The organism is Xanthomonas sp. NCPPB 2632, from assembly GCF_041228075.2.
GTDB lineage: Bacteria > Pseudomonadota > Gammaproteobacteria > Xanthomonadales > Rhodanobacteraceae > Luteibacter.
On sequence record NZ_CM192979.1, the window covers coordinates 3,015,621 to 3,040,035 of the forward strand.

Here is a 24,415-nt window from a genome sequence, read left to right on the forward strand (position 1 = left end):
GTCGCCCGATGAAAAATACACCTGCCGTCCTGTTCGTCTGCACGGGCAACATCTGCCGCTCACCCACGGCCCATGCGCTGCTGGTGCACAAGGCCGCCGCGTTGTCCTGGGATGTCCGCGTGGACAGCGCCGCCGTCACCGGCGAGGAAATCGGCAATCCACCGGACCCGCGCGCCCTGACCGAACTGAAGCGCCGTGGCGTCGCCATGCCGCCGCACCGCGCCCGACGTGTCACACCCAGGGATTTCACCGACTACGACCTGGTTCTGGGCATGACTGCGGGTCACGTGCAGGCCCTGCGTCGCCTGGCACCGGACGCCGCCGAGGACAGGATCGGCCTGCTGATGGATTTTGCCGGCAACGCGGACGGTATCGATGTGCCAGACCCGTGGTACGGCTCGGCGAAGGATTTCACGCACGCGTTCGACATGATCGAACGCGGCGTAGACGGCGTCATTCGCCAGCTTCGCGCTGCAGGCGCAACGGTCGACTAGCCCCTCACGAACCGGTAGTGAGCCACCAGCCATTCCTGCCCGCGGTCGTAACCGAACAGTTCGGCGCACGACATCCAGAAGATCCGCCAGCGCTGGAACCACAACCCGGCCGCATCACCATACGCCTCGCGCAACACGGTCATCACCTCGTCGCGCGCGGCATCCTGGTTGGCCAGCCAGTGGTTGGCCGTGCGCTCGTAGTGGGTGCCGTCCACGTGCCAGCGGTCCTCGATGCGCAGGTCGCGCTGGAACCACAACAGCGTGTCCGACGCGGGCATCAGTCCACCCGTGAAGAAGTGCCGACCCATCCAGTCATTGTCACCATCCGTCTCGAACGGGTACATGAACTGGCGGTGGGCGAAGATGTGCACGAACAGCTTGCCGCCCGGACGTAGCCACGTGGCTACGCGCGAGAGCAGCGTCTCGTAATTGCGCATGTGCTCGAACATCTCTACCGACACGCAACGGTCGTAGCCGTTCGCGTCCAGCTCCAGCGTGTTCACGTCGTTGGTGATGACCTTGACGTTGTCCAGGCCCAGCTCCGCACAACGTGCCTCGATATGCCGGCGCTGGCCGCTGGAGTTGGATACCGCGGTGATGCGCGCGTTCGGATAGCGCCGCGCCATCCACAGCGTGAGCGAGCCCCAGCCGCAGCCCAGCTCCAGGATCGACTGGCCGTCGGCCAGTTCCGCGCGGCGCCCGTACACCTCCAGCATCGCCTCCTCCGCCTGCGCCAGGCTTTCCGTACCGGACGGGTACAGGCAGCCGGAATACTTCAGCCGCGGCCCAAGGCACAGCTCGAAGAAACGTGCGGGAAGCTCGTAGTGCTGGCCGTTGGCCGCGTCGGTATGCACGGCCACCGCGCTCTGCCGCAGCGCGTCGATGCGCTTTTGGTAGCGCGCGGCGACGGCGGACAGGCCGCCCTCGCCCTCCTCGCGCAGGCGCTCCGCGCAGAGGCGGCGGATACCCCGGCGAATGAGGGCATCGGGCAGCACGCCCCGCTCGGCAAGACCGAGAAGGCCACCGGCAGCGCGATCCTCGCGGGAATAACCGTTGGCTTCGGCTGTCGTGTTCATGCGTCGTCGCTCTTTCGGGAAGGAAACCAGGGGAAGAACATCGGCGTGTCGCGCTGGTAGCGGCGGTACTCCTCGCCGCGCGAACGCAGCGCCTGGGTTTCCGTGTACGGCACGCCGCTGACGAAACGCAGGAACAGGAACATCACCACCGGACCACTGAGGGCAAGCCACCACACGGGCGAGCCGACCGCCAGCACCACGTAGGCGAACCAGTGCAGCCACTCGAAGAAATAATTCGGATGCCGCGAATAGCGCCAGAGGCCATCGCGACAGGTCTTGCCCCGGTGCGCCGGGTCGGCACGGAAGCGGGCCAGCTGACGATCGGCCAGCGACTCGCCCGCGACGCCGATCACCCATATCGCGATCGCCACGGCGATCATCGGCAGGCTGGCCTCCGGGTTGGCGGCCACGGCCGTGAAGGGCACGGCGAACATCGCCACCAGGAATGCCTGGAACTGGAAGAACCCGAAGAACTTGCCCTGGTGCCCCTGCCAGTGTTCGCGCAGGGCGCGATAGCGGCCGTCCTCCGGCTCGCCACGGACACGTTTCCACAGGTGCCATGCCAGGCGGGCACCCCAGACGCCGCCAAGCACGGCCAGCACCGCACGGGTAAGCGGTGCGCCCGGGCCGGCCAGGGCTGCCCACACGGCAGAACCGCCCACGCCGACCGACCACAGCACATCGACGATGCCGGCGTTTTCCTTCCGCCACTGCCATGCCCAGCCCGCGGTCATCACCCAGGCGGCCACCAGCCAGATCACAAGGAACGTATGCCAGACGCTCATGCGAGCCTCGGCTTTTCGAGGAGCAGGTGCGACACGCCGATGGATCGCTCGATGAAACCACCTTCGCAGTACGCGAGGTAGAACTCCCACATGCGCATGAATCGCGTGTCGAAGCCCTGTTCGCGCACGTCGGCCAGGCGCGCCATGAACCGCACGCGCCAGGCGTGCAGCGTGCGCGCGTAGGAGTCGCCGAAGTCCTCCAGCCGCACCAGCGCGAGGTCGCATGCGCGTGTCTTCGCTTCGAGCATGCCCTGCACCGAGGGAATGAAACTGCCCGGGAAGATGAATCGCTTGATGAAGTCCACCGAGCGCAGGGCCTGCGCGTAACGGTGATCCTCGATGGTGATGGCCTGGAGCAGCACACGCCCGCCGGGACGCAGCAAGCTGGCGATCTTGGCGAAATAGGTTTCCTGGTAAGCCGCGCCGATGGCCTCGATCATCTCGATCGACACCACCTTGTCGTAGCTGCCGGCCAGGTCGCGGTAGTCCTCCAGCAGCAGGGTCACACGATCGCCCAGTCCGGCTTCCGCGACGCGCTTGCCGGCCAGGGCAAACTGCTCGCGCGAGATGGTCGTGGTGGTCACGTGGCAGCCGTAGTGACGGGCGGCATGGAGGGCGAAGCCGCCCCAGCCCGTGCCGATCTCCAGCACCCGGTCACCAGGCTTCAGGTCCAGCCACTGGCAGATGCGATCCAGCTTGCGGGTGGACGCCGTTTCCAGGTCGTCGTCTTCACCCTCCCACAGCGCTGAGGAATACATCAGGTCGGCGGACAGGAACAGGCGGAAGAAATCGTTGCCGAGGTCGTAGTGGGCGGCGATGTTGCGCCGGCTGCCGACGCGCGTGTTCGCGCGCAGCGCGTGCCAGGCCTTCATCGCCAGGCCGCCCACGCGTGCCAGGCCGGTTTCCATGCCGTCGAGGCGGTCGCGGTTGCGCACGAGCAACCGGATCAGGCCGACCAGGTCGTCGCAGGTCCATTGGCCATCCATGAAGGCTTCGCCGGCACCGACACTGCCGTTGGCTGCCACGGCGCGGTAGAAAGCCATGTCCTTCACGTCCAGGCGGACATCGGGCGCGCCGTCGACGAACTCGCCCAGTGTGGTGCCACCCAGCGCATCGAGGATGGTGAGGCGACCGTGGCGCAGCCCGGCCATGCGAGAAAGCAGCATGCGCCGCAGAAAGCGGTGGCTACGCGAGTCGGCGATGAATTCTTCCGTGCGGGCGATGCGGTTCATGATCGTGAGCCTTGCTTCATCGGGTGGTCGTGAACGGGGTTGCGCTTGAGCCACAGGCGCAGGGCCTGGTAGTGGATGGCACCGACCACCTGTGCAGTCATCAGCGGGTAGCGCCAGAGCACGCGAGCCAGCGAGGCGGCACAAAGCGTCCGGCGATGCAGTGACAGGTGTGCGTCGAATTCGCGCTCGCCATTCCGCAGTACATCCATGTGGACGCTCAACCGCACATCCGGCGCGGTAAAGCGCCAGCGGTAGGTGCGGTCCATCGGCATGAACGGAGAGACGTGGAAGACCTTGTCGAAGTCGGCGTCGATGGCGTGGCCACCGGATGCCGTGACCGGCAGCACATAGGTATGACGCTCGCGCCACGGCGTGTTGGTGATCTCGGCGACCACGCATTCCAGCGTGGTGCCGTCCACCGCATAGCAGTAGTAGAACGTGACCGGGTTGAAGACGATGCCGGCATAGCGCAGGTGGGTCAGCACGCGCACGGGACCGGCGGGACGGCGGCCGGTCACCTCGCCGGCGCGGTCGCGTACCGCGTCGGCGAGCGACGTGGCCGGGTCGCCGTAGTAATCCGACCGACGAAACTCGGCCACATTGCGCCGGTTCGTCGACCACAGCCAGCGACCGGCGAACACCCGGTCCACTTCGTCCAGGTCCAGGAACAGCTGGGCCATGCGATAACGGAACGCATGCTCATGCGGCGCGTGGCGATGGTGCGTCACCACGCCCTCGTACACCGCACTGGCAAGTGACGTGGTCACGCCACGACCTCGGCACGACAGGCGACCACGGCATCGAAGTCGTGCGCCAGTTCGACGGCGCTGCGCATGCCGTCTTCGTGGAATCCCCAGCCCCAGTAGGCGCCGGCGAACCACGTGCGCCGCCGGCCCTGGATCTCGTGGCGGCGAGCCTGGGCCGCCACCGAGGCATGCGTGTACACCGGATGGTGGTAGGTCATGCGGCGCAGGATGCGCGCCGGATCGATGGCCTCGGTACGGTTAAGCGTCACCACGAACGGTTCGGGCGCCTGGATGCCCTGCAGCAAATTCATGCAATAGCTGACCGTGCAGGCCGCGCCCGGGCGGGCCGGAATGAAGGCATTCCATGCGGCCCACGCCTTGCGCGCGCGTGGCAGCAGCGAGGCATCGGTATGCAGCACGGTCTCGTTGGGCTGGTAGGTCATGGCGCCCAGCACGGCGCGCTCCGCGCCATCGGCGTCCCCGAGCAGCGCCAGCGCCTGGTCGCTGTGGCATGCCAGCACCAGCTCGTCGAACGCGTGGGTGCCACCGTGCGTTATCACCTCCACGGAGTCCGCGTGACGCCGCACGCCCACCACCGGTGTGTTCAGCCGCTCGGTGACGTTCCAGCGGGCGCGCAGCGCATCCACGTAGGTGCGCGATCCACCCTCCACCACGCGCCATTCGGGGCGGCCCGCAATACGCAGCATATGGTGGTTGGCCATGAAGCGAACCAGGTACTTCGCCGGAAAGCCGAGGATCGACGACGACGGCGACGACCACAACGCGCATGCCATGGGCACGAGATGTTCGTCGCGGAAAGCCTCACCGTAGCCGTGGACCTGGAGGTAGTCGCCCAGCGACGGCCCCTGCCCGTCGATGTCCAGCAACGCCGGTGCCTCGCGATAGAAACGGAACAGGTCGCGCAGCATGCCAAGGAAACGCGGCGAGACCAGGTTGCGTCGCTGGCAAAACAATGTGTCCAGCGTGGCCGCGTTGTATTCCAGGCCGCTGGCCTCGCTGCGCACCGAAAAGCTCATGGTAGTCGGCTGGGTTGCTACGCCCAGCTCATCGAAAAACGCCGACAGCAGCGGGTAATGCGCCCGGTTGTGCACGATGAACCCGGTATCCACGGCGTACTCGCGCCCGCCCTGCACGACGCGGTGGGTATGCGTGTGCCCGCCGGGATAATCGTTGGCTTCGAACAGGGTGACGTCGTGGTGCCTCGACAGCAGCCACGCGGAGGCAAGACCGGCGATGCCCGAGCCGACGACAGCGATGCGCATGCTCAGCCCCTCGCCTTGGCGGACACCCACCCGGGGATCGGCTTGAGGTCATGCACCAGCCCCAGCCACGACATCAGCACCAGGCCGTAGTAGGTCATGTCGATCTCCCACCAGCGAAAGCCCTGGCGAACGGTGCCCGGGAAGAAGTGATGGTTGTTGTGCCAGCCCTCGCCGAACGTGATGAGCGCCAGCCACACGTTGTTGCGGCTGTCGTCGCGAGTATCGAAACGCCGCTTGCCGTACCGGTGGGCCAGCGAATTGATGGTCACCGTGGCGTGGAACAGCACGGTGGTGGAGATGAAGAACCCCCACACCAGCATCTGCCAGCCGTCCGTACCCAGCCCCGGCGCCACATGCTGCAGCAGCTTGCCCAGCCCGAACAGGGCGATGGCCAGCACGACGGGAATGGCGGTATCGAAGCGGTCCAGCCAGCGCAGCTCCGGGTACACGGCCAGGTCGGGCACGCGCTCGATCTCGGTGCGAAAGCCGCGCGGCGTCAGGAACCAGCCCGCGTGGCTCCAGAGGAAACCATGCACGGACGGCGAATGCGGGTCCAGCGTCGTGTCGGTATGCCGGTGATGGTTGCGGTGGTGAGCGGCCCACCACAAGGGGCCGCGCTGCACGCAACTGGCACCGATCAGGGCGAAGACGAACTGCACCGCCCGGGATGTACGGAAAGTGCGATGCGAGAAATAGCGGTGATAGAAGCCGGTCAGCGCGAACATCCGCACGGCATAGAGGGCCACTGCGACCAGCACCGCTACCGTCGATACCCCGGTCCAGATCGCCCCCAGGCACGCCAGGTGCATGACGACGAACGGCGAAGCCCGCAGCCAGTCGATGCGATCGGCACGGGCATCGTCGCCGGCATCGGCGACCGAGGTGTCGAACCAGCGGCGCCACGCTGCCTTGCGACGCGGCAGGGGGACGTTGCGGGTGGCATCGATGGGCATGACGATAGAGGCTCCGTGGGGTCTTCTATATATACGGGATGATGCCGCGAATGGATGCACATGCCCGGCTACCCTGCCCCCGACACCCTGTTCATGCTATAGATCGTGGTGCACCGTTGACCGGCCCCGTCCGACCAAGGAAACCCGACGCATGCCCGCCACCAGCCCCGCCGAGCGCGACGAGCTGAACCGATTGCTGCAACGCACCGCCGAAGGGGACGAACGCGCCTTCGCCGAGCTCTACCGCCGTACGTCGCCGCGCCTGTTCGGCGTCTGCCTGCGCGTGATGAACGATCGCGACGAAGCGGAGGAAGTCCTCCAGGAAGCCTTCGTCACCGTATGGAAGCGCTCCGCGAGCTTCGATCCGGCCCTGGCCAGCGCGGTCACCTGGCTGCTGACCGTGGCCCGCAACAAGGCGATCGACCGTTTGCGCCAACGCCCGGACCTGCGCCAGGCGCACGACGTCGACTTCGATGCCCTGGTCGACGATCGCCCCGGCCCCGCCCATGACGCGGAAAGCGACCAGGAGTACCGCCGCCTGCGCGCCTGCCTGTCCGAGCTCGAACAACAGCAGCGTCGCTCGATCCGTGAAGCCTTTTTCGGTGGCGCTACGTATAACGAGCTGGCGGAACGCGCAAAGGTGCCCCTTGGCACCATGAAAAGCTGGGTCCGCCGTGGTCTCCTGCAGCTCAGGGCTTGCCTCAATCCATGAACAGTACTTTCGAATCGGACAAGGACAACCTGCGGTATGCCGAGTACGTACTCGGCCTGCTGGATGCGGACGCGCGCGCCGCGGTCGCCAGGGAGATGGAAACCAGCCCGGAGGCCGCCGTCGCCGTGGGCCTCTGGCAGCGACATCTCACGCCGCTTGCGCTGGAGATCGCCGACGAGGCACCGCCGGCCCATGTGTGGGCCGCGATCCGCCGGCGCCTGGGCCTGGACGCCGCGCCAGCGCGCAAGCCCGATCGCGCCTGGGACAGCGTGGCGCTGTGGCGCTGGCTGGGCATCGGCGCCACGGCGGTGGCCGCGTGCCTGCTGGTGCTGACCCTCACCCGTCCCGGCGCGCCGACGGCACCACCGCTGGCGACGACGGCACCGGCACCCGCCACGCTGATGGTCGCCACCATCGCCACCGACCGCGGCGTGGCCGGGTGGACAGCCACCATGGACATCGAGCGTAGCGAGCTGCTGCTCGTACCCGCGTCACCCGAGGCCATCGCCGCCGATCGCAGCACCGAGCTCTGGCTGATCCCCGAAGGCGGCAAACCCATATCGGTAGGCGTGTTCGTGCCTTCCGATCCCAAGCGCATCCACCTGGACAAATCGTTGCTCGACCGACTCGGCCCCACCGCCGCCCTGGCCGTATCGCTGGAACCGTCCGGCGGCTCGCCGACGGGCCAGCCCACGGGTCCGGTCATCGCCAAGGGCGCCATTCGCGCGGCGTAGCCGCCCGCAGGCGCTCAATCTTCCCTTGAGCCTGCCGATACGACTACTGCGTCGCAGGCCGGGAGAAGCACGCCAATGAAAGCGCTCATCGCCGCGGGCCTCATCGTCGCGGCACACGTTGCCGGCCTTGCGCTGATGCCGTCGCGCGGCATGGCCGTGTCCTACGTGTTCTTTTTCGCCGTGGCGCTGCTGGCCATGGCCGGCACGGTGCGCGCGTTCCGCCGCTCGGGCACGCCCGGCGACCGCCGCTGGTGGCTGCTGACCGCCAGCCTGGTGCTGTGGGCCATCGGCATGGGGCTGTCGGCGCGGCAGAACTACTCGCTGGACAATGCCAACCTGGCGCCCGGCGACAGCATGTTCTTCTACATCCTCTACGTGCTGCCCGTGCTGGTGGCAGTCTCGTCCGCGCCGGTCGCGGCGCGCAAGCACTGGGCGCTGGGCATCGACCTGGTGCTGGCGGCGCTGCTGGGCGTGCTGTTCTACGTGCGTACCTTCTCGATCGTGTCGCTCCAGGGTGCCATGGGGCCGCAACAGGCCGTGGACGTGGCCTACATGCTCGACTTCGAGAACGCGTGCCTGGCGGTGGCGGCATCGCTGCGCTTCCTGGCCACCGACCGCGCCGACGACCACGCCTTCTTCCGTTCGGTCACCGCCTTCTTCGTCACCTACGCGCTGGCGGGCTTTTTCTACAACCATTTCGTCGCGCTCGGCGGCAACCCGGATTTCGGCACATCCTTGTGGGATGTCCTGCTCGACGTCCCCTTCCTGGCCCTCATGGTCACGATGGCGGCGCGCCTGCCGCAAAGGCACTGGCACGCGCCGGTCTATCTCGTGCGCTTCGTGCAGAGCGCCAGCCCCACTTTCCTGGCCATGAGCGTGCTGGGCTTCGGCCTCATGGTCATACCCGGCTATCCGTCGCTGGGTATCGCCGGGGCGATCGCCGCGGTCATCGGCATCGGCCTGCGTGGCACCCTGGCGCAGGTGGACCTGGTGGAAGAAGAGTTCCGGCTCTCGCGCAGCCGCGAGGAATTGCAGGGGCTGGTGTTCGTCGACAGCCTTACCGGCCTGGCCAACCGGCGCGCCCTGGACGAACGCCTGCTGCGCGAATGGCACCGCCCGGGCCAGCGCGAACCCATCGCCCTGCTGATGATCGACGTCGACTACTTCAAGGAATACAACGACCGATACGGTCATCTCGCCGGTGACGACTGCTTGCGTGCGCTGGCGGAAGCGCTGACGGCGCGCGGCCTGCGTCCCAGCGACTTCATCGCCCGCTTCGGCGGCGAGGAGTTCGCGGTAGTGGCCCCCGGCACGCGGCTGGACGACGCGCTGGCGCTCGCCGAGGATCTTCGTTCCCAGGTGGAGGCCCACGCGATCCTGCACCCGACCAGCCCGTTCGGGGTGCTGACCATCACGATCGGCGCGGCGGCTATGCATCCCACCGCCAACAGCGGACCGCTCGACCTGCTCAATGCCGCGGATCGCGCCCTCTACCGGGCCAAGGATGCCGGACGCAACCGTGTGGGCGCTGCCGTCGAACCGCGTCCCGAAACCTCGCGGGCCTGACGGATGTCCCGCCGCGGGCCCTGGATCGTCGGAGCGGGCATTGTGCTCGTGCTGACACTGGTGTGGGCCATCGCGTGGCGGGCGCGCGATACCCGGCCGCTGGCGCTGCGTCCCGAGAGCCCCACGTCAGCGCCTCTGGCCGTCTCGCCCGCCGGTCGCCTTCCGCCACGGTCGCCCGGTGACATCGAGCCGCGCCCCCCCGCCAGCACAGGATCCGCCGCCGCGACGCCGGCATCGCCCGGTCCTGTGGCGTCGTCGACCCGCTCTAACCTCCGGAAGGCCCCGGCGGTCGATGGCACGTGGCGGGATGAAGCGCGGTATCCTGCGACACCCGTGCTGCCACCGGACGATGCCGTCGGCGAGATCCGCCGGCTGCTCGGGCGCGGCGAACGCGCCGAGGCGTTGCGCCAGCTGCGCGACCTTCGCCGCCGGCATCCCCGTTACGACCTGCCCCAGGACCTGCTCGATCTCCACCCATGAGTGTGCCGTTGGATACCCTCGCCGCACCGTGGCGGCACGAGGAAGACATCAGGAAAAGCCGTTTCCTCGCCCAGGCAGCGCCGGTGGCGTCGGCGGAGGATGCCCTCGCCTGGTTCGGGACGGTCGGTGACCCGAACGCCACGCACAACTGCTGGGCCTACCGGGTGGGCGATGCCTACCGGTTCCATGACGACGGCGAACCCGGCGGCACGGCCGGACGCCCCATCCTGCAGGCGATCGACGGCCAGGGCTGCGACCGCGTGGCAGTGCTGGTGACGCGCTGGTACGGCGGCATCAAGCTGGGCGCGGGTGGCCTCGCCCGTGCCTACGGCGGCAGCGCCGCCGAGTGCCTGCGACTGGCGCCGCGCACGATCATCGTCCAGGTCGGCCGGCTGGGCCTGCACTGCGACTTTGCCGAGCTGGCCCTGGTGACGGCACGGATACGCGACATGGATGGAACGGTGGAGGACGAAACCTTCGTCGCCGACGGTGCCGACCTGGTCGTGAGTGCGCCGCTGGACCGCCTGGAAGCGCTTGCGGCGCGTATCGTGGACCTCTCGCGCGGCCGGATCGCGCCCAGGCGCGTCGACTGAGCCGCCCCCGCATGTTGAATACGCCCTCCCCCGGCCCCATCCGGTGGCGGATGACCCAAAGAATGGACCACGCATGACCGTCGAGCGCAGGGAAAAGTCGAAGAAGGTCGGCGTGCTCCGCAACCTCTGGCCGTTCCTCCGGCCGCACAAGTCACTGGCCATCGGCTGGCTGGTGTTCCTGGGCATCTCCTCCGGTGCGTCGCTCACCCTGCCGGTCGCCGTGCGACACATCATCGACCACGGCTTCCTCGCCTCCAACCTGGCCTCCATCAACGGCACCTTCCTGGGCCTGTTCGGCGTCGCCATCGTGCTGGCCATCGCCACGGCGGCCCGCTACTACTGCATCGCGTTGCTGGGCGAGCGTTCGCTGGCCGAACTGCGCAGTTCCCTGTACCGCCACGTCATCGGCCTGGACGTGGGTTTCTTCGAAAGCACCCGCGTGGGCGAACTCACCTCGCGCCTGGGTACGGACACCGAGGTGGTGCAGACCCTGATCGGCTCGGGCATTTCCGTGGCGCTGCGCAGTGCGGTCATGCTGATCGGCGCCGCCGTGGCCATGGCCTGGACCAGCCCACGCCTGGCCGGGCTCACCGCCCTGGTCATCCCCGCCGTGATGCTGCCCATCCTGGTGTTCGGTCGTCGCGTGCAGAAGCTGTCCCGCTCCAGCCAGGATCGCATCGCGGATGCGGCAGCCGTCGCCAACGAAACCCTCAACGCGGCACAGGCGGTCAAGGCCTATGCGCGCGAACCCACCGAAAGCCGGCGCTACTCGGAGGCGATCGACCTGGCCCTCGCCACGGCGCGTCGCCGTATCGGCATGCGCTCGTTGCTCACGGCGGCGGTGATCGTGCTGATCTTCGGCGCGATCACGCTGGTGCTCTGGGCCGGCGCGCGCGATGTCATCGCGGGGGAGCTTGCCCCAGGCGTGCTCAGCCAGTTCGTGCTGTATGCGATCTTCGCCGCCGGGTCCGTGGCCGGGCTTTCCGAAGTGTGGGGCGACGTGCTGCGCGCCGCCGGCGCGATGGAGCGCATCGGTGAGCTGTTCGCCGAAACCGCCACCATCGCCACGCCCGCCGCGCCGGAACCGCTGCCCACGCCCGTCACCGGCGCCTTGCGTTTCGACCATGTGCAGTTCCGCTATCCGTCACGTCCCGACGTGGCCGCGCTGTCGGATTTCGACCTGAGCATTGCGCCGGGCGAAACCGTGGCGCTGGTGGGGCCGTCGGGTGCGGGCAAGAGCACCGTGCTGAGCCTGTTGTTGCGCTTCCACGATCCGGTGGCCGGGTCGATCCGCCTGGATGGCGTCGACCTGCGCGCACTGGCCTTGCCGGAACTGCGCGGCGTCATCGCCCTGGTGCCGCAGGAGACCGTGATCTTCGGCGGCAGCGCCGCCGACAACATCCGCTTCGGCCGCGAGGACGCGACCGCCGACGAAGTGCGCGAGGCCGCACGCCTTGCCGAAGCCGACGGCTTCCTCTCCGCCCTGCCCGACGGCTACGACGCGGCGCTGGGTGAGCGCGGGGTGCGGCTGTCCGGTGGACAGAAGCAGCGCATCGCCATCGCGCGGGCGATCCTGCGCGATGCGCCGTTGCTGCTGCTGGACGAGGCCACATCCGCCCTGGACGCACAGTCGGAAGCGGCTATCCAGCAGGCGCTGGAACGCCTCGAAAAGGGCCGCACCACGCTGGTGATCGCGCATCGCCTGGCCACCGTGCAGCGCGCCGATCGCATCGTGGTGATGGACGGCGGCCGGATCATCGCGCAAGGCACGCATGAATCGTTGCTGCGCGAGGGTGGCCTCTACGCGGAACTGGCACGGTTGCAGTTCGTCGCCTGACCCGCCGCGTTCCCGCTGTGCGCACGTCGCGTTGACGTGCGGCTGCCTAACGTCGGCGGATGGACAGCGACGTGCTGCTACCCCGCCCCCAGGGCCTCTATTGCCCCGCCGGCGACTTCTACATCGATCCGATGCAGCCGGTGCCGCGGGCAGTGGTGACGCATGCCCACGGCGACCATGCGCGCTCCGGCAGCGGCCTTTACCACGTGGCGAGAGCCGGTGGCGGACTGATGCGCGAACGGCTCGGTACGGCGGCGGTCATCCAGGAATATGCCTACGGTGAGCGTTTCACGCTCGGCAACACCGTGATTTCGCTGCATCCGTCGGGCCACGTGCTGGGCGCCGCACAGATCCGCATCGAGACACCCGACCTGGTCGCGGTGGTCTCCGGCGACTACAAGCGCGATCCCGACCCGACCTGCGTGCCGTTCGAGCCGGTGCCGTGCGATGTGTTCGTCACCGAATCCACCTTCGGTCTGCCGATCTACCGCTGGCCACCGATGTCCCGCGTCATCGACGAGATGCTGGCCTGGCTGGACGAGTGCGCGGCACGCGGCGTGCCCGCGGTGCTGTTCTGCTATGCCCTGGGCAAGGCCCAGCGCATCCTGGCCGAACTGGCGCTGCGCACCGATCGCACGGTGCACCTGCACGGCGCCATGGTACGACTGGTCGAGGCGTATCGCGATGCGGGTGTCAGCATGGTGCCTACCCAACCCGTGAGCGACTCGGCCAAGGGTCGCGACTTCGCGGGTGAACTGGTCATGGCGCCACCCTCCGCGGCCGGTGCGCCCTGGATGAAACGCTTCGGCAAGGCATCCACGGGGTTCGCCTCGGGGTGGATGCAGGTGCGTGGGGCGCGTCGTCGTCGCGGCTACGATCGCGGTTTCATCGTGTCCGATCACGCCGACTGGCCCGGCCTCATCCGCAGTGTCGAGGACTGCGGCGCAAAGCGTATCTACGTAACCCACGGCGACGGCGAGGCGTTGATCCATTACCTGCGCGACAAGGGCCACGACGCCCGTGCGCTGCGTTCGCTGGGCGGCAGCATGCCCGACGAGCGCAGCAGCGAGGAAGGCGACTGATGCGCCGCTTCTCCCGGTTGTTCGAGGCGCTGGACCGGACGGCGTCCACCACCGCCAAGCGCGAGGCGATGGCGGCGTACTTCGCCGATGCACCGGCGGAAGACGCGGCGTGGGCGGTATACGTGCTGGGCGGCGGAAAGCTGAAGCGCACCGCCAGCTCGACCGAGATGCGCACCGCGCTGGCCATCGAAACCGGGTATGCCGACTGGCTGATCGACGACAGCTACCAGCACGTCGGCGACCTGGCCGAGACCATCGCGCTGATGTTGCCCGGTACCGACGACGAGAACGAGGACACCGCCCTGCACGTATGGATGGAGGCGCGCCTGCCCTCGCTGGGCAAGCTGGAGGCCGGCGAGCGGATCGCCATGCTGCGCGAGTGGTGGCGGTCCACCCCGAAGGAACAGATCTTCCTCGTCAACAAGCTGCTCACCGGGTCGCTGCGCGTCGGCGTGTCGCAACGGCTGGTGGTACAGGCACTGGCCCAGTGGTCGGCGCTTGCCACCGACCTCATCGCCCATCGCATGAGCGGCACGTGGAAACCCAGTGCGGAGGCGTTTCGTGCACTGGCCGGACCCGAGCGCGACGACGAGCACGCGGGTGAACGCCCCTACCCCTTTTTCCTGGCCTCGCCGCTCGAACAGGACATCGATGCGCTCGGTGCGATCGACGACTGGCTGGCCGAATGGAAGTGGGACGGCATCCGCGCGCAGCTCATGCGCCGTGCCGAAGGTGCGCTGATCTGGTCGCGCGGCGAGGAGCGCATGGACGGCCGCTTTCCGGAACTGGAGCTGGCCGCGGCCGCCCTGCCCGACGGCTGCGTCATCGATGGCGAGATCCTGGCCTGGTCGCCAGGCGAGGATCATCCATTGCTGTTCGCCGCACTGCAGAAACGTATCGGCAAGCTCAAGCCCGGTCCGAAGCTGCTGGCGGATACGCCGGTGCGCCTGATGGCCTACGACCTGCTGGAACTCGACGGGCAGGACCTGCGAGAGCGTTCGCTGGCGGAGCGACGTTTGCTGCTCGAACGCCTCATCGCATCGCATGGTCCCACGCTGGCGCTGTCGCCCCAAGTGCGCGCAAGCGACTGGACGACCCTGGCTCAGTGGCGCACCGAATCGCGCGAGCGGCGCACGGAGGGGTTGATGCTGAAGCGGCGCGACTCGCCCTATCGCGTCGGCCGCAAACGAGGCGACTGGTGGAAGTGGAAGGTGGAACCATACACGGTGGACGCCGTGCTGCTCTATGCGCAGCCCGGCCATGGCCGGCGCTCCGGTCTGTTCACCGACTACACCTTCGGCGTCTGGGACGGTGAGACGCTGGTCCCTGTCGCCAAGGCTTATTCCGGCCTGGACGACGCCGAGATCGGCCGGCTCGATCGCTGGATCCGCGCACACACCATCGACCGCTTCGGCCCAGTCCGCTCGGTCGAACCCACGCATGTCTTCGAACTCGCCTTCGAGGCGATCCAGGCCTCCGGCCGTCACAAGGCCGGCGTGGCCGTGCGCTTCCCGCGCATCCTCCGCTGGCGCACCGACCTGGCGATCCGCGATGCCGACAAACTCGACGACCTCCGCCGCCTGGCGGCGGGCTGAGGCACGCCTCGTCGCGTGGTTCGCCACGCAGGAACGAAAACCCGCCGCGTTCCAGCGCGCGGCGTGGCGCGCATGGGCCGAAGGTCGTAACGGCCTGATCCACGCGCCCACCGGCACCGGCAAGACCCTGGCCGCGGCCGGCGGTCCGCTGATCGACGCGGTGCTGCGTCCGCAGACGGGTTTGCAGTTGCTCTGGATCACGCCGTTGCGCTCCCTGGCCACCGACACCGCGCAGCATCTCACCGCCGCCGTCGAGGCGATGGAGCTACCGTGGCGCGTGCTCCGCCGCACCGGCGACAGCGGCAGCGCCGAGCGCGCCCGCCTGCGCCGGGGTGCCTGCGAACTGCTGGTGACCACGCCGGAAAGCCTCGCGCTGCTGCTCAGCTACCCCGATGCGCGCGAGCGTTTCGCCTCGCTGCGCGGCATCGTGGTGGACGAATGGCACGAGCTGCTCGGCAACAAGCGCGGCATCCTGCTGCAACTGGGGCTCACGCGCCTGCGCCACTGGCTGCCGCAACTGCGCACCTGGGGCCTGTCGGCCACGCTGGGCAACCTGGACGAAGCCCTGCACGCGCTATCCGGCGACGGCGTGCTGATCGGGGGCGGTGGCCGCAAGAAGACCGTGATCGAGACTGCCCTGCCGGAAGGCGGCGAGCGCTTCCCGTGGGCTGGACACCTCGGCCTGTCACAACTGCCACGTGTGTTGAAAGCCGTGCTGGACGCCCGCAGCAGCCTGGTCTTCGCCAACACGCGCTCGCAGGCGGAGCTGTGGCACGAAGCGCTGGCCTCGGTATGGCCGGAGGCACCCGAATCGCTGGCGCTTCATCACGGCTCGATCGACCCGAAGCTGCGCCTGGCCACCGAGGAAAAACTGCGCCAGGGCACACTGCGTTGCGTGGTCGCCACCTCCAGCCTCGACCTGGGCGTGGATTTTTCCAGCGTGGAGCGCGTGATCCAGATCGGTAGCCCGAAAAGCGTCGCCCGCCTGCTCCAGCGCGCCGGACGCAGCGGCCACCGGCCCGGGCTGCCGTCGAAGATCCTGTGCGTGCCCACCCACCTGCTCGAACTGGCCGAGATCGCCGCCGCCCGACGCGCGCTGGCCGAAGGCCACCTGGAGCCGCGGCATCCGATGCGCGGCTGCCTGGACGTGCTGGCCCAGCACCTGCTGACGATGGCGCTGGGCGGCGGCTTCACGGCCGATGAGGCCTACGCGGAGATCACCTCGTCGCTGGCCTACGCCTCGCTACCGCGCGAGCGTTTCGACGCCGTGCTGGCCTACCTGCGCACCGGTGGCTCCGCGCTGGCCAGTTATCCGGAGTATCGCAAGCTGGCCAATACGGAAGGCCGCTTCCATGTCGAGAGCGGTCGCGTCGCCCGCATGCACCGGCTGTCCATCGGCACGATCACCTCGGACGGCAGCCTGGCCGTGCGTTACATGAAGGGTGCGCGGCTGGGCACGGTGGAAGAGAGCTTTCTTTCCCGCCTGCGGCCGGGCGATCGCTTCCTCTTCGCCGGTCGCCACCTCGAACTGGTGCGCGTGCGCGACATGACCGCCTACGTGCGCCCCGCACCCAACCGCCGCGGTGGCGTGCCGCGCTGGATGGGCGGTCGGCTGCCTCTGTCGGGCGAGCTCTCGGACGAACTGCGTCGCACGCTGGCCGGCGAAGGCCGCGAAGCCGAGATGCGCGCCCTCGCGCCCTTGCTGGATATCCAGCGCCGGCAATCCAGCGTGCCGTCCATGGATGCCACGCTGTGCGAGCGAACACGCACTCGCGAGGGCGATTACCTGTTCGTCTACCCGTTCGCGGGCCGGCTGGCACACGAGGGCCTGGCCGCCGTGCTCGCGCTGCGCCTCGCGCGCATCCAGCCGGGCGATTACGGCTACGCCGTCAACGACTACGGGCTCACGATCACGGCCGCGCGCATGCCCGCACTGGACGCGGAAGCGATGCGCGTCCTGCTGCATCCGCAAGGCCTGCGCAGCGACATCCGTGCCAGCGTCAACCTGTCGGAGCTGGCCAAGCGCCAGTTCCGTGAGATCGCGCGTGTCGCCGGACTGGTCTTCAACGGCTACCCGGCGCACAACAAGACGATGCGGCAGCTGCAGGCATCCAGTGGCTTGCTGTACGACGTGCTGCGTCGTCACGATCCCGAGCATCCCCTGCTGTGGCAGGCCGAACGCGAAGTGCTCGACCAACAGCTCGACTACACGCGCCTGCGCCATTGCCTGGTGCGCATCGCGCGTTCGCAGCTGCTGTGGAACGAGCCCAAGCGGCTCAGCCCGCTGGCGTTTCCACTATGGGTGGAGCGACTGCGTGGCGGCATCGCCGCCGACGACTGGAAGAGCCGTGTCGAACGCATGCTGGCCAAGCTGGAAGCAGGCGCCGGACCATGAACACACTGGACATCGAGGTGGCCGGCGAACGGCTCACATTGCATGGCGAACGTGCGATCCACTGGTCGGCCCGACGCATGCTCATGGTCACCGACGTGCACTTCGGCAAGGGCGCCGTGTTCCGCCGTGCCGGCATCGCGGTGCCCAGCGGCGATACGGACGACGACCTGGCACGCCTGGACGCGCTGATCGCCACGTTCCAGCCGGAGAAGCTGGTCGTGTTGGGCGACATGGTGCACGGCGCCGCGACGGAACGCAGCGCGTGGGTTTCGCGTGTGCGCGCCTGGCGCGAGGCACATGCCGGGGTGGCGATGATCCTTGTCGCCGGCAACCACGACCGGCACTTCGACGTGGGCACGCTGGGCGTGGAGGTGCGGCCGGATCGCATGCATGCGCCACCGTTCGTGCTGGCCCATCATCCCGAGCCGCATGCCGACGGCTACACGCTATCGGGCCACGTGCACCCGGGCGTCGTGGTGCGCGACGGCTGGCGCAAGCATCGCCTGCCCGCCTTCGTCTTCGACCGCCACGTCGGCATGCTGCCGGCCTTCGGCACCCTCACCGGCCTGCACGAGACGCCGCCCGCGCCCGGCCGCCGCATTGTCGCGGTGACACCGGGGGGGCTGTTGCCGGTCAAGGTTTAGAGCGCTCGCCTGGATATTGCGCATGGCCTCGTTCGCTGTAGGTGGGCTGAGGGTTCGCCCACATCGTGGGCTCCTACGCCAGCCCACATCGTGGGCTTCTACGCCAGCGCGGCGACGATGGCCCTTACCGTGTCCACGTCGGTACGCGTCTCGCCTGCGCCCATGCCCAGTGCATCGGCCGGCGACCGCATGCCCGAGGGCAGCCGCCGCTTCGCCGACGCATGAAACTCGCGCGCACGCGTCGCGGCCCGCAGGTTGGCGGCGTTACCCGGCTCGATGCCGGCGCCGGGCATCACCACCATGCGATCGCCGGCCTGCGCGACCAGCTGCGCGATCGAGGCCGCGCCCGCCACGGCACTCTGCATGCCGCCCGATGTGAGCACCCGCTCGAAGCCGAGATCGATGACGGTTTCCAGGGCTTCACGGCGATCGGGCACCAGGTCGAAAGCACGATGGAAGGTGACACCCATCCTGCCGGCCGCACGCACGAACAAGGCGCACGCCTCGGTATCCACGTCGCCCTCCGCCGTAAGCGCGCCGACGACGACGCCGTCGCAGCCCAGGTCGCGGCAGTGTTCGATGTCGTCGAGCATGCACTCGATCTCGATGTTCTCGTAGAGGAAGTCGCCCCCGCGCGGACGAACGAGGACATAGAGCGGGATAGTCAGCCCCTCACGCGCCAGCACGATCGTACCGTGCGAGGGCGTTACGCCACCCTCGTCCAGACTGGCGCACAGTTCGATGCGCCCGGCGCCGCCTTCCTGTGCGGCGAACGCCGAGGCAACGGAGTTGGCGGCCACTTCGAGCAAGGCCATCTCAGTAGGTGCTCTTGCCGGGATGCAGGGCATCCTGCTTCGACGCGTCGCACACTGCGTACGAGAAGCCCTTCTGGATCGACCACGCGCCCACGTTGCCCTTCTTGTCGAGGGCGAGGAAGCCGACCTGGAGATCCTTCGCCTGCGGCTTGCGCCGCAGGATGCGTTCCACGGCCTCGCGACAGGCGTCTTCGGGTGATCGGCCCTGGCGCATCAGTTCGACGACCAGGAAGCTGCCGACGTTACGGATCACTTCCTCGCCCACGCCGGTGGAGGTTGCCGCGCCTACCTCGTTGTCGACATACAGGCCCGCGCCGATGATCGGGCTGTCGCCGACACGGCCGTGCAGCTTCCACGCCATGCCGCTGGTGGTGCAGGCACCGGAGAGATTGCCCCTGGCATCGATGGCGAGCATGCCGATGGTGTCGTGGTTGCTGGCATCGCCCGGCGTGCCGCCTGGACCGGCGTTGTAACTCTTCACTTCGCTGTTGGCCACCGGCTTGTACTTCGCCGACTTGAGCCACTCGTGCCAGGCCTTGTCCGACTCGGGCGTAAGCAGTTCCTCGCGGGAAAAGCCCTGCTCGAGCGCAAATTGCAGCGCGCCGTCGCCGACCAGCAGCACGTGCGGCGTACGCTCCATGACGCGGCGCGCGACGGAGATGGGATGCGCGATGTGCTCGATCGCCGCGACGGCGCCGCAGTTGCCGTTCTCGTCCATGATGCTGGCATCGAGCGTGACCTTGCCGTCCCGGTCGGGGTAGCCGGCGCGTCCCACACTGTGGTTGCGCAGGTCGGCCTCGGGCACGCGTGCGCCGGCTTCGACCGCATCCAGCGACCGACCGCCGCCGGCGAGCACCTTCCACGCGGCCTGGTTGGCGGCCACGCCAAAGTCCCACGTGGAACACACGCGCGGCAGCATGCCGCCGGCCGTGGGCTGCTTCGCCCCGCCCGCCACATCCGCCGCCAGACCCTTGGCAGTCAACGCCATGCCCGAAGCGACCGTCGCCCCCTGAAGAAACCGCCTGCGATCCATGGAACCCTCATGTGCGACGACGCGCCGGTTGCGCCTTTACCGATGGTCGCATGCGGCGACATCCTCCTGCCAGCGAGCCCGGTCCTGCCCGACGGCGACGCAGACGCGGTCCCGGTATTCGGCGGCGGCCAGCCGCCGCGAGGCAGCGCCGCGAGACAAGGCTGCGCCCAGCAGGCCGAGAGCGGCCAGCATCAGCAGCACGAAGACCAGCACGGACCCACGTCGACACTTCATGGTTGCTTCGCCACGACGCGGGAGAATCGCCTGCCGTCGGCGAGAACCACGGCGACCTCCAGCAGGCGCGCCGTGTCTCCATGCCGTTGCAGGAAGGGAACGCGCCGAACCTGCCCGGGATCGGCCGGCAGGTCGGCCATGACCTCAAGTCGAACGATCCCGTCGACCAGCGACTCGCACTGCTTTACGCATCGCCGCAGCCCGTCGCCGACCAGCCAGTCCGCGACGTCGGTGTGCAGCAGGTACGACCGATACGGGCGATGCCAGGCGGTGAGGTCGCAGTCCCTTGCCTCCGTGCAGGCTCGCCACTGCTTCGAACTGAAAAGATCGTCCGCCAGCACCGCCAGCGCCATGCGCGCCGCATCCTCGCGCTGGACCCGGTCGAGATGACGCCGCGATGCCATACCGGCCGCTCCCGCCCCTGCCGCGACCACCGCTGCCACCATGCCGGCCACGGCGAGCGAGACCAGCAGTTCCACGAGGCCAGACCCGTGCTGGTTCATGGCCGGAACGATGTGGCGGCGACGACATGGCGGCCGAGCGTGACATGCACGATGCAACGCGTCGTGTCCTCGCAGCGGACGACGGACGCCGTGGACGATCCGACGTGCCGACGAAGGCTGGCGCGGAACCGCGCGAGGTCGTCGGCGGCAAGCTGGTCAGGCGTGCAGCCGCCCGCGCAACCGACGTCCGATGGCGTGGTGGCGTTGTAGGAACCGCCTGACACACCGAGCGGATTGGCGCGCATGCGCTCGCGCAGATCGGCGATGGCGGTCACGGTGGCCATCGTCCGAGATGCCGCCGCATCCATGGCCATCGACGCGTGAAACCACGCCCCGCTGGCCGCGCTGCCGACGGCAAACACCGACAGGGCAGTCAGTGATTCAATCAGTGAGGCACCGTGGCAGTGGGGTTTCATGGAGCTAGCGTGGGCCAGTCGCGCCCTGCCCGCTGCGGGTCCACGGTGGGGTATCGCGTCGGCTATGCACCGCAGCCCGCGCGCAACGTTACCGCATGCCGATGCACGGCATCGGCCGCAGCGTCATGCCTGGTTTCGGCGTACGTCATCGCACCGCAGGATGACAACGGGTGTGGGATTCGCGTATCGCGGACATCGTCCGCTCCTCCACAGCGCCACGTAGGAGCGGACGATGTCCGAGATCCACGATTGTAGGAGCGGACGATGTCCGCGATCCACGGTTGTAGCAGCAGACGATGTCCGCGATCCGAAGTGCAGAAACATACGATGCCCGCAATCCGCGGTTGTAGGAGCGGACGATGTCCGCGAAATGCCTACAAGACTGCCAACAAACGCCCAAGAATCGCCGGAACGTTGGCCGTAGCCGCGGCCAGGTGGGCGAAGATTTCCTCGATGCTGATCTCCGCCTCGTCGCCGGCGCCGGCGGCGAAGTTGGCCACCAGTGCCAGGCAGGCGAATTCCAGGTCCAGCTCGCGGGCAAGCACGGCCTCGGGCATGCCGGTCATGCCGACCAGGTCGCAGCCGTCGCGCTTCATCCGCGCGATCTCCGCGCGCGTCTCCAGGCGCGGCCCCTGGGTCACGCCGTGGCAACCGCCATCGATGATCGCCAGGCCCTCGGCGCGCGCCGCGGCCAGCAGGGCCTGGCGCAGTGCGGCGCTGTATGGCTCGCTGAAATCGATATGCCGCACCTCGGCACCCTCGACATCGTTGAAGCTGGTGCAGCGGCCATGCGTGTAATCGATGATCTGGTCGGGCACCACCAGCGTGCGGGGGCCCATGTCGTCGCGGATGCCGCCCACGGCGTTGACGGCCACTACGCGGCGCGCGCCCAGCGCATGCAGGGCCCACAGGTTGGCGCGATAGTTCACCCGATGGGGCGGTACGGTGTGGCTCTCCCCATGACGAGCGAGGAAGGCGAGCCGCCTGCCGCGAAAATCGCCCGTCACCACGTCGCCCGAAGCCGGGCCGAACGGCGTCTGCAAGGCATGCCGTTCCGTGTTTTCCAGGCCTTCGAACTGGTAGAGGCCACTGCCACCGATAACAGCGAGGTCGATGCTCATCGGAATCAGTCCTTCAACGCATGGATGGCCGGCAGGTTGCGCGCCTGCTCGTGGTAATCCATGCCATACCCGAACACGTAGCGATCCGGCAGGTCCACGCCGTTGAAATCGGCCTCGATGCCGTGCGCGCGCCGATCGTGGCGCTTGGTGCAGAGCACGGCCAGCAACACGCGCTTCGCACCCATCGCAAGGCATGCGTCACGCACGGCCTTCAGCGTATGGCCTTCATCGAGGATGTCGTCCACCAGCAGCACCGTACGTTCGTGCAGCGGCACCTCCGGACGACGCAGCCATTGCAGGTCGCTGCCGCTGGTTTCCCCGCGGTAACGCGTGGCGTGCACGTAGTCGAACTCGAGGTCCGTGCGTATCGACAACGCCAGCTGGCCGGCGAACACCAGCGCACCGTGCATCACGGTGAGGAATACCGGCACTTCGCCATCGAGCGCGTGGTCGATCTCGCGGCCCATGCGGGCGATTTCGGTGTCGAGCTGTTCGCGGTTGAAGAGGATGTCGGAATGCGCGAGCGCATGGTCGAGCGAGGCGGTGGCGGTCATGATCGGGTCAGGGCTCCAGGGCGGTCACGCGCGCGATGAATCGATCGCGCTGGGGATTGTGGATGAGGCCTTCCCAGGTGGAACCGATCGCACCGCGCAACGGGGCGATACGTTCGACCGGTGAAGGACGGCGGTGCTGCACCGCCGCGATCGCCTCGGGAACCACATCGGGAAAACAGGCGAGTACGAGGTCGCAGCCCGCTTCGAGGTTGGCTGCCACGCGGGCGGCCACACCGCCGACGCTGCCGGCGGCGGCCATGCTGATGTCGTCGCCGACGACACAACCGCCGAAACCGAGCTCACCACGCAGGATCTCCTCGATCCACACGTGCGAGTACCCGGCCGGCTGGTCGTCCACCGCGGTATAGACGACATGCGCGGCCATGACGGCCTCGGCACGTGCCTCGATGCCGGCGACGAAGGGCTGCAGGTCGGTCGCGAAGATATCGTGCTTGCTGCGCGGGTCGATGGCCGACGCAAGGTGCGTGTCCTCGCGCACCGAGCCGTGCCCCGGAAAGTGCTTGAGTACGGCGGCCATGCCGCCCAGGTGCATGCCGCGCACGTAGGCCTGGACCAGCTCGGCGGCGACCGCCGGATCCGCGTGCAGCGCCCGGTTGCCGATCGCGGCGTTGCCGCGTTCGAGGTCGGCCACGGGCGCGAAGCTGAAGTCCACGCCGATGGCGCGCATCTCGCTGGCCATGATCCACGCGTGTTCCTCGGTGCGGTCGATCGCCGCGCCCGGGTCGCTGTCGTACAGCCTGCCCAGCGCCGACAATGGCGGCAACCGCGTGAATCCGTCGCGGAAGCGCTGCACGCGCCCGCCTTCCTGGTCCACGCAGACCAGGATCTCGTCGCCGGCCACCTCACGCACGTTTTCGATCAGGGCCGTGACCTGCTCGCGCGAGGCGAAGTTGCGCGAGAAGAGGATCACCCCGGACACGCCGTGGGCCGTCAGCAAAGCGTGCTCGTGCGGCTCCAGTTGCGTCCCCGATAGACCGATGATCAGCATGCCATGTCCTCCGTGCCGTCCCGTTCCGCATCAGACCAGTCGCTGTACGGTCGGTCGATCAGGTTGACGTTGTAATAGCGCAGCGTGCCGCTGACCTCGCGGCCGAGCCATGCCGGTGTCGGGTGGGTCGCGTCCGTGGACGGCAGTTCCACCTCGGCGACGATCAGGCCGGCGTTGGCGCCGACGAACTCGTCGATCTCGAAGTGTGTGCCCTCGACCATGACATGATGACGAATCTTCTCCACGCGACCGTCGGCCAGGTCGTCCAGCATGCGCGCGGCATCGGCCACCGGCACGGGGTATTCGTATTCCTGCCGCTCGATGCCCAGCGTGGCCGACTTGATGTTGAGCCAGGCCTGCTCGCCGGACACGCGCAGGCGTACCGACGACTTGGCCTGTCCGGACGCCACGGCCGCGCCACTGATCAGGTAACCCTGCGCCATGCGCTCGCTGCGCACGATCTGCTTGCGCCAGGCGTCGCTGGCCAGGAGGAACTTGCGCTCGATCTCGATGCCCATGGGGT

26 protein-coding genes are annotated in these 24,415 nt (G+C 68.3%); 11 read left to right on the plus strand and 15 right to left on the minus strand.

The genetic code is table 11. The features are described 5' to 3' along the window. Window positions 1-8 precede the first annotated feature (8 nt). Window positions 9-494 (plus strand): low molecular weight protein-tyrosine-phosphatase, encoded by a 486-nt coding sequence (locus AB8808_RS12770; RefSeq protein ID WP_354512669.1) that lies wholly within the window; start codon window positions 9-11, stop codon window positions 492-494. Here AB8808_RS12770 and AB8808_RS12775 read toward each other — a convergent pair. From AB8808_RS12775 to AB8808_RS12800, 6 genes are read right to left on the minus strand one after another with little or no spacing between them, the layout of a single operon-like run. After that, window positions 491-1,570 carry an SAM-dependent methyltransferase gene (locus tag AB8808_RS12775; protein WP_369929904.1) on the minus strand — a complete coding sequence of 360 codons (1,080 nt, stop codon included), beginning with the start codon at window positions 1,568-1,570 and terminating at the stop codon, window positions 491-493. The two genes, AB8808_RS12770 and AB8808_RS12775, sit on opposite strands and share 4 nt — an antisense overlap. Beyond that, window positions 1,567-2,355, minus strand: coding sequence for a DUF1295 domain-containing protein (locus tag AB8808_RS12780; protein ID WP_369929906.1), 789 nt, complete (start codon window positions 2,353-2,355; stop codon window positions 1,567-1,569). Before AB8808_RS12780 ends, AB8808_RS12775 begins: the two co-directional genes overlap by 4 nt. Then, complete coding sequence (locus AB8808_RS12785) at window positions 2,352-3,587, minus strand: class I SAM-dependent methyltransferase (RefSeq protein ID WP_369929909.1); 1,236 nt, start codon at window positions 3,585-3,587, stop codon at window positions 2,352-2,354. Before AB8808_RS12785 ends, AB8808_RS12780 begins: the two co-directional genes overlap by 4 nt. After that, complete coding sequence (locus AB8808_RS12790; RefSeq protein ID WP_369929911.1) at window positions 3,584-4,354, minus strand: DUF1365 domain-containing protein; 771 nt, start codon at window positions 4,352-4,354, stop codon at window positions 3,584-3,586. The genes AB8808_RS12785 and AB8808_RS12790 overlap by 4 nt, the downstream gene beginning before the upstream one ends. Further along, window positions 4,351-5,616 carry an NAD(P)/FAD-dependent oxidoreductase gene (locus AB8808_RS12795; protein WP_369929914.1) on the minus strand — a complete coding sequence of 422 codons (1,266 nt, stop codon included), beginning with the start codon at window positions 5,614-5,616 and terminating at the stop codon, window positions 4,351-4,353. The genes AB8808_RS12790 and AB8808_RS12795 overlap by 4 nt, the downstream gene beginning before the upstream one ends. Before the next feature lie 2 nt (window positions 5,617-5,618). Next, entirely contained in the window at window positions 5,619-6,569 is a 951-nt protein-coding gene (locus tag AB8808_RS12800; RefSeq protein ID WP_369929915.1) for an acyl-CoA desaturase, read from the minus strand. A gap of 151 nt (window positions 6,570-6,720) precedes the next feature. Here AB8808_RS12800 and AB8808_RS12805 point away from each other — a divergent pair, with 151 nt between their 5' ends. From AB8808_RS12805 to pdeM, 10 genes are all read left to right on the plus strand, one after another. Beyond that, window positions 6,721-7,281, plus strand: a complete 561-nt coding sequence (locus AB8808_RS12805; RefSeq protein ID WP_036140876.1) for a sigma-70 family RNA polymerase sigma factor — start codon at window positions 6,721-6,723, stop codon at window positions 7,279-7,281. Next, window positions 7,278-8,015 (plus strand): anti-sigma factor, encoded by a 738-nt coding sequence (locus AB8808_RS12810; protein ID WP_369929918.1) that lies wholly within the window; start codon window positions 7,278-7,280, stop codon window positions 8,013-8,015. Before AB8808_RS12805 ends, AB8808_RS12810 begins: the two co-directional genes overlap by 4 nt. Before the next feature lie 75 nt (window positions 8,016-8,090). Beyond that, entirely contained in the window at window positions 8,091-9,581 is a 1,491-nt protein-coding gene (locus AB8808_RS12815) for a GGDEF domain-containing protein (protein ID WP_036140874.1), read from the plus strand. Between the two features lie 333 nt (window positions 9,582-9,914). After that, the gene (locus AB8808_RS12820) at window positions 9,915-10,061 is read left to right on the plus strand and encodes a hypothetical protein (protein ID WP_369929921.1); all 147 of its coding nucleotides are present in this window, start codon (window positions 9,915-9,917) and stop codon (window positions 10,059-10,061) included. Further along, the gene (locus AB8808_RS12825) at window positions 10,058-10,654 is read left to right on the plus strand and encodes an IMPACT family protein (RefSeq protein ID WP_369929923.1); all 597 of its coding nucleotides are present in this window, start codon (window positions 10,058-10,060) and stop codon (window positions 10,652-10,654) included. The genes AB8808_RS12820 and AB8808_RS12825 overlap by 4 nt, the downstream gene beginning before the upstream one ends. Before the next feature lie 73 nt (window positions 10,655-10,727). Further along, window positions 10,728-12,491: an ABC transporter transmembrane domain-containing protein gene (locus AB8808_RS12830; protein WP_369929925.1), complete on the plus strand. Its 1,764-nt coding sequence runs from the start codon at window positions 10,728-10,730 to the stop codon at window positions 12,489-12,491. A gap of 59 nt (window positions 12,492-12,550) precedes the next feature. Next, window positions 12,551-13,573 (plus strand): ligase-associated DNA damage response exonuclease, encoded by a 1,023-nt coding sequence (locus tag AB8808_RS12835; protein WP_369929927.1) that lies wholly within the window; start codon window positions 12,551-12,553, stop codon window positions 13,571-13,573. Continuing rightward, entirely contained in the window at window positions 13,573-15,168 is a 1,596-nt protein-coding gene (locus AB8808_RS12840) for an ATP-dependent DNA ligase (RefSeq protein ID WP_369929929.1), read from the plus strand. Before AB8808_RS12835 ends, AB8808_RS12840 begins: the two co-directional genes overlap by 1 nt. Next, window positions 15,125-17,563, plus strand: a complete 2,439-nt coding sequence (locus AB8808_RS12845; RefSeq protein ID WP_369929932.1) for a ligase-associated DNA damage response DEXH box helicase — start codon at window positions 15,125-15,127, stop codon at window positions 17,561-17,563. The genes AB8808_RS12840 and AB8808_RS12845 overlap by 44 nt, the downstream gene beginning before the upstream one ends. Further along, entirely contained in the window at window positions 17,560-18,207 is a 648-nt protein-coding gene (pdeM, locus tag AB8808_RS12850; RefSeq protein ID WP_369929934.1) for a ligase-associated DNA damage response endonuclease PdeM, read from the plus strand. Before AB8808_RS12845 ends, pdeM begins: the two co-directional genes overlap by 4 nt. 98 nt (window positions 18,208-18,305) lie before the next feature. Here the strand turns inward: pdeM and AB8808_RS12855 are convergent, their stop codons facing one another. The 9 genes from AB8808_RS12855 to AB8808_RS12895 all read right to left on the minus strand — a co-directional run bounded on the left by AB8808_RS12855 (window position 18,306) and on the right by AB8808_RS12895 (window position 24,410). Then, on the minus strand, window positions 18,306-19,022 hold the full coding sequence (locus tag AB8808_RS12855) for a copper homeostasis protein CutC (RefSeq protein ID WP_369929936.1): 717 nt from the start codon (window positions 19,020-19,022) through the stop codon (window positions 18,306-18,308). A 1-nt stretch (window position 19,023) separates the two neighbouring features. Next, window positions 19,024-20,055 carry a glycosylasparaginase gene (locus tag AB8808_RS12860; RefSeq protein ID WP_369929938.1) on the minus strand — a complete coding sequence of 344 codons (1,032 nt, stop codon included), beginning with the start codon at window positions 20,053-20,055 and terminating at the stop codon, window positions 19,024-19,026. A 36-nt stretch (window positions 20,056-20,091) separates the two neighbouring features. Then, entirely contained in the window at window positions 20,092-20,289 is a 198-nt protein-coding gene (locus tag AB8808_RS12865; RefSeq protein ID WP_369929940.1) for a hypothetical protein, read from the minus strand. After that, window positions 20,286-20,768 carry a hypothetical protein gene (locus AB8808_RS12870; RefSeq protein ID WP_369929942.1) on the minus strand — a complete coding sequence of 161 codons (483 nt, stop codon included), beginning with the start codon at window positions 20,766-20,768 and terminating at the stop codon, window positions 20,286-20,288. Before AB8808_RS12870 ends, AB8808_RS12865 begins: the two co-directional genes overlap by 4 nt. Before the next feature lie 20 nt (window positions 20,769-20,788). Further along, a complete protein-coding gene (locus AB8808_RS12875; protein WP_369929944.1) occupies window positions 20,789-21,208 on the minus strand; it encodes a hypothetical protein in 420 nt (139 codons plus the stop codon). Window positions 21,209-21,582: 374 nt separating this feature from the next. Next, entirely contained in the window at window positions 21,583-22,329 is a 747-nt protein-coding gene (locus tag AB8808_RS12880) for an S-methyl-5'-thioinosine phosphorylase (RefSeq protein WP_369929946.1), read from the minus strand. A 5-nt stretch (window positions 22,330-22,334) separates the two neighbouring features. Beyond that, on the minus strand, window positions 22,335-22,883 hold the full coding sequence (locus tag AB8808_RS12885; protein ID WP_369929947.1) for a hypoxanthine-guanine phosphoribosyltransferase: 549 nt from the start codon (window positions 22,881-22,883) through the stop codon (window positions 22,335-22,337). Between the two features lie 7 nt (window positions 22,884-22,890). Continuing rightward, entirely contained in the window at window positions 22,891-23,892 is a 1,002-nt protein-coding gene (nagZ, locus tag AB8808_RS12890) for a beta-N-acetylhexosaminidase (protein WP_369929949.1), read from the minus strand. Further along, on the minus strand, window positions 23,886-24,410 hold the full coding sequence (locus AB8808_RS12895) for a CYTH domain-containing protein (protein ID WP_369929951.1): 525 nt from the start codon (window positions 24,408-24,410) through the stop codon (window positions 23,886-23,888). Before AB8808_RS12895 ends, nagZ begins: the two co-directional genes overlap by 7 nt. Window positions 24,411-24,415: the final 5 nt, after the last annotated feature.

Excerpts from the sequence above, each read along its gene's own strand:
- AB8808_RS12775 (WP_369929904.1), bottom strand. The coding sequence starts at position 1,570 with ATGAACACGACAGCCGAAGCCAACGGTTATTCCCGCGAGGATCGCGCT.
- AB8808_RS12875 (WP_369929944.1), bottom strand. The coding sequence starts at position 21,208 with ATGAAACCCCACTGCCACGGTGCCTCACTGATTGAATCACTGACTGCC.
- AB8808_RS12885 (WP_369929947.1), bottom strand. The coding sequence starts at position 22,883 with ATGACCGCCACCGCCTCGCTCGACCATGCGCTCGCGCATTCCGACATC.
- AB8808_RS12795 (WP_369929914.1), bottom strand. The coding sequence starts at position 5,616 with ATGCGCATCGCTGTCGTCGGCTCGGGCATCGCCGGTCTTGCCTCCGCG.
- AB8808_RS12800 (WP_369929915.1), bottom strand. The coding sequence starts at position 6,569 with ATGCCCATCGATGCCACCCGCAACGTCCCCCTGCCGCGTCGCAAGGCA.
- AB8808_RS12825 (WP_369929923.1), top strand. The coding sequence starts at position 10,058 with ATGAGTGTGCCGTTGGATACCCTCGCCGCACCGTGGCGGCACGAGGAA.
- AB8808_RS12895 (WP_369929951.1), bottom strand. The coding sequence starts at position 24,410 with ATGGGCATCGAGATCGAGCGCAAGTTCCTCCTGGCCAGCGACGCCTGG.
- AB8808_RS12805 (WP_036140876.1), top strand. The coding sequence starts at position 6,721 with ATGCCCGCCACCAGCCCCGCCGAGCGCGACGAGCTGAACCGATTGCTG.
- pdeM (WP_369929934.1), top strand. The coding sequence starts at position 17,560 with ATGAACACACTGGACATCGAGGTGGCCGGCGAACGGCTCACATTGCAT.
- AB8808_RS12855 (WP_369929936.1), bottom strand. The coding sequence starts at position 19,022 with ATGGCCTTGCTCGAAGTGGCCGCCAACTCCGTTGCCTCGGCGTTCGCC.
- AB8808_RS12780 (WP_369929906.1), bottom strand. The coding sequence starts at position 2,355 with ATGAGCGTCTGGCATACGTTCCTTGTGATCTGGCTGGTGGCCGCCTGG.
- AB8808_RS12770 (WP_354512669.1), top strand. The coding sequence starts at position 9 with ATGAAAAATACACCTGCCGTCCTGTTCGTCTGCACGGGCAACATCTGC.
- AB8808_RS12835 (WP_369929927.1), top strand. The coding sequence starts at position 12,551 with ATGGACAGCGACGTGCTGCTACCCCGCCCCCAGGGCCTCTATTGCCCC.
- AB8808_RS12860 (WP_369929938.1), bottom strand. The coding sequence starts at position 20,055 with ATGGATCGCAGGCGGTTTCTTCAGGGGGCGACGGTCGCTTCGGGCATG.
- AB8808_RS12815 (WP_036140874.1), top strand. The coding sequence starts at position 8,091 with ATGAAAGCGCTCATCGCCGCGGGCCTCATCGTCGCGGCACACGTTGCC.
- AB8808_RS12785 (WP_369929909.1), bottom strand. The coding sequence starts at position 3,587 with ATGAACCGCATCGCCCGCACGGAAGAATTCATCGCCGACTCGCGTAGC.
- AB8808_RS12880 (WP_369929946.1), bottom strand. The coding sequence starts at position 22,329 with ATGAGCATCGACCTCGCTGTTATCGGTGGCAGTGGCCTCTACCAGTTC.
- AB8808_RS12845 (WP_369929932.1), top strand. The coding sequence starts at position 15,125 with ATGCCGACAAACTCGACGACCTCCGCCGCCTGGCGGCGGGCTGAGGCA.
- AB8808_RS12865 (WP_369929940.1), bottom strand. The coding sequence starts at position 20,289 with ATGAAGTGTCGACGTGGGTCCGTGCTGGTCTTCGTGCTGCTGATGCTG.
- AB8808_RS12810 (WP_369929918.1), top strand. The coding sequence starts at position 7,278 with ATGAACAGTACTTTCGAATCGGACAAGGACAACCTGCGGTATGCCGAG.
- AB8808_RS12840 (WP_369929929.1), top strand. The coding sequence starts at position 13,573 with ATGCGCCGCTTCTCCCGGTTGTTCGAGGCGCTGGACCGGACGGCGTCC.
- AB8808_RS12830 (WP_369929925.1), top strand. The coding sequence starts at position 10,728 with ATGACCGTCGAGCGCAGGGAAAAGTCGAAGAAGGTCGGCGTGCTCCGC.
- nagZ (WP_369929949.1), bottom strand. The coding sequence starts at position 23,892 with ATGCTGATCATCGGTCTATCGGGGACGCAACTGGAGCCGCACGAGCAC.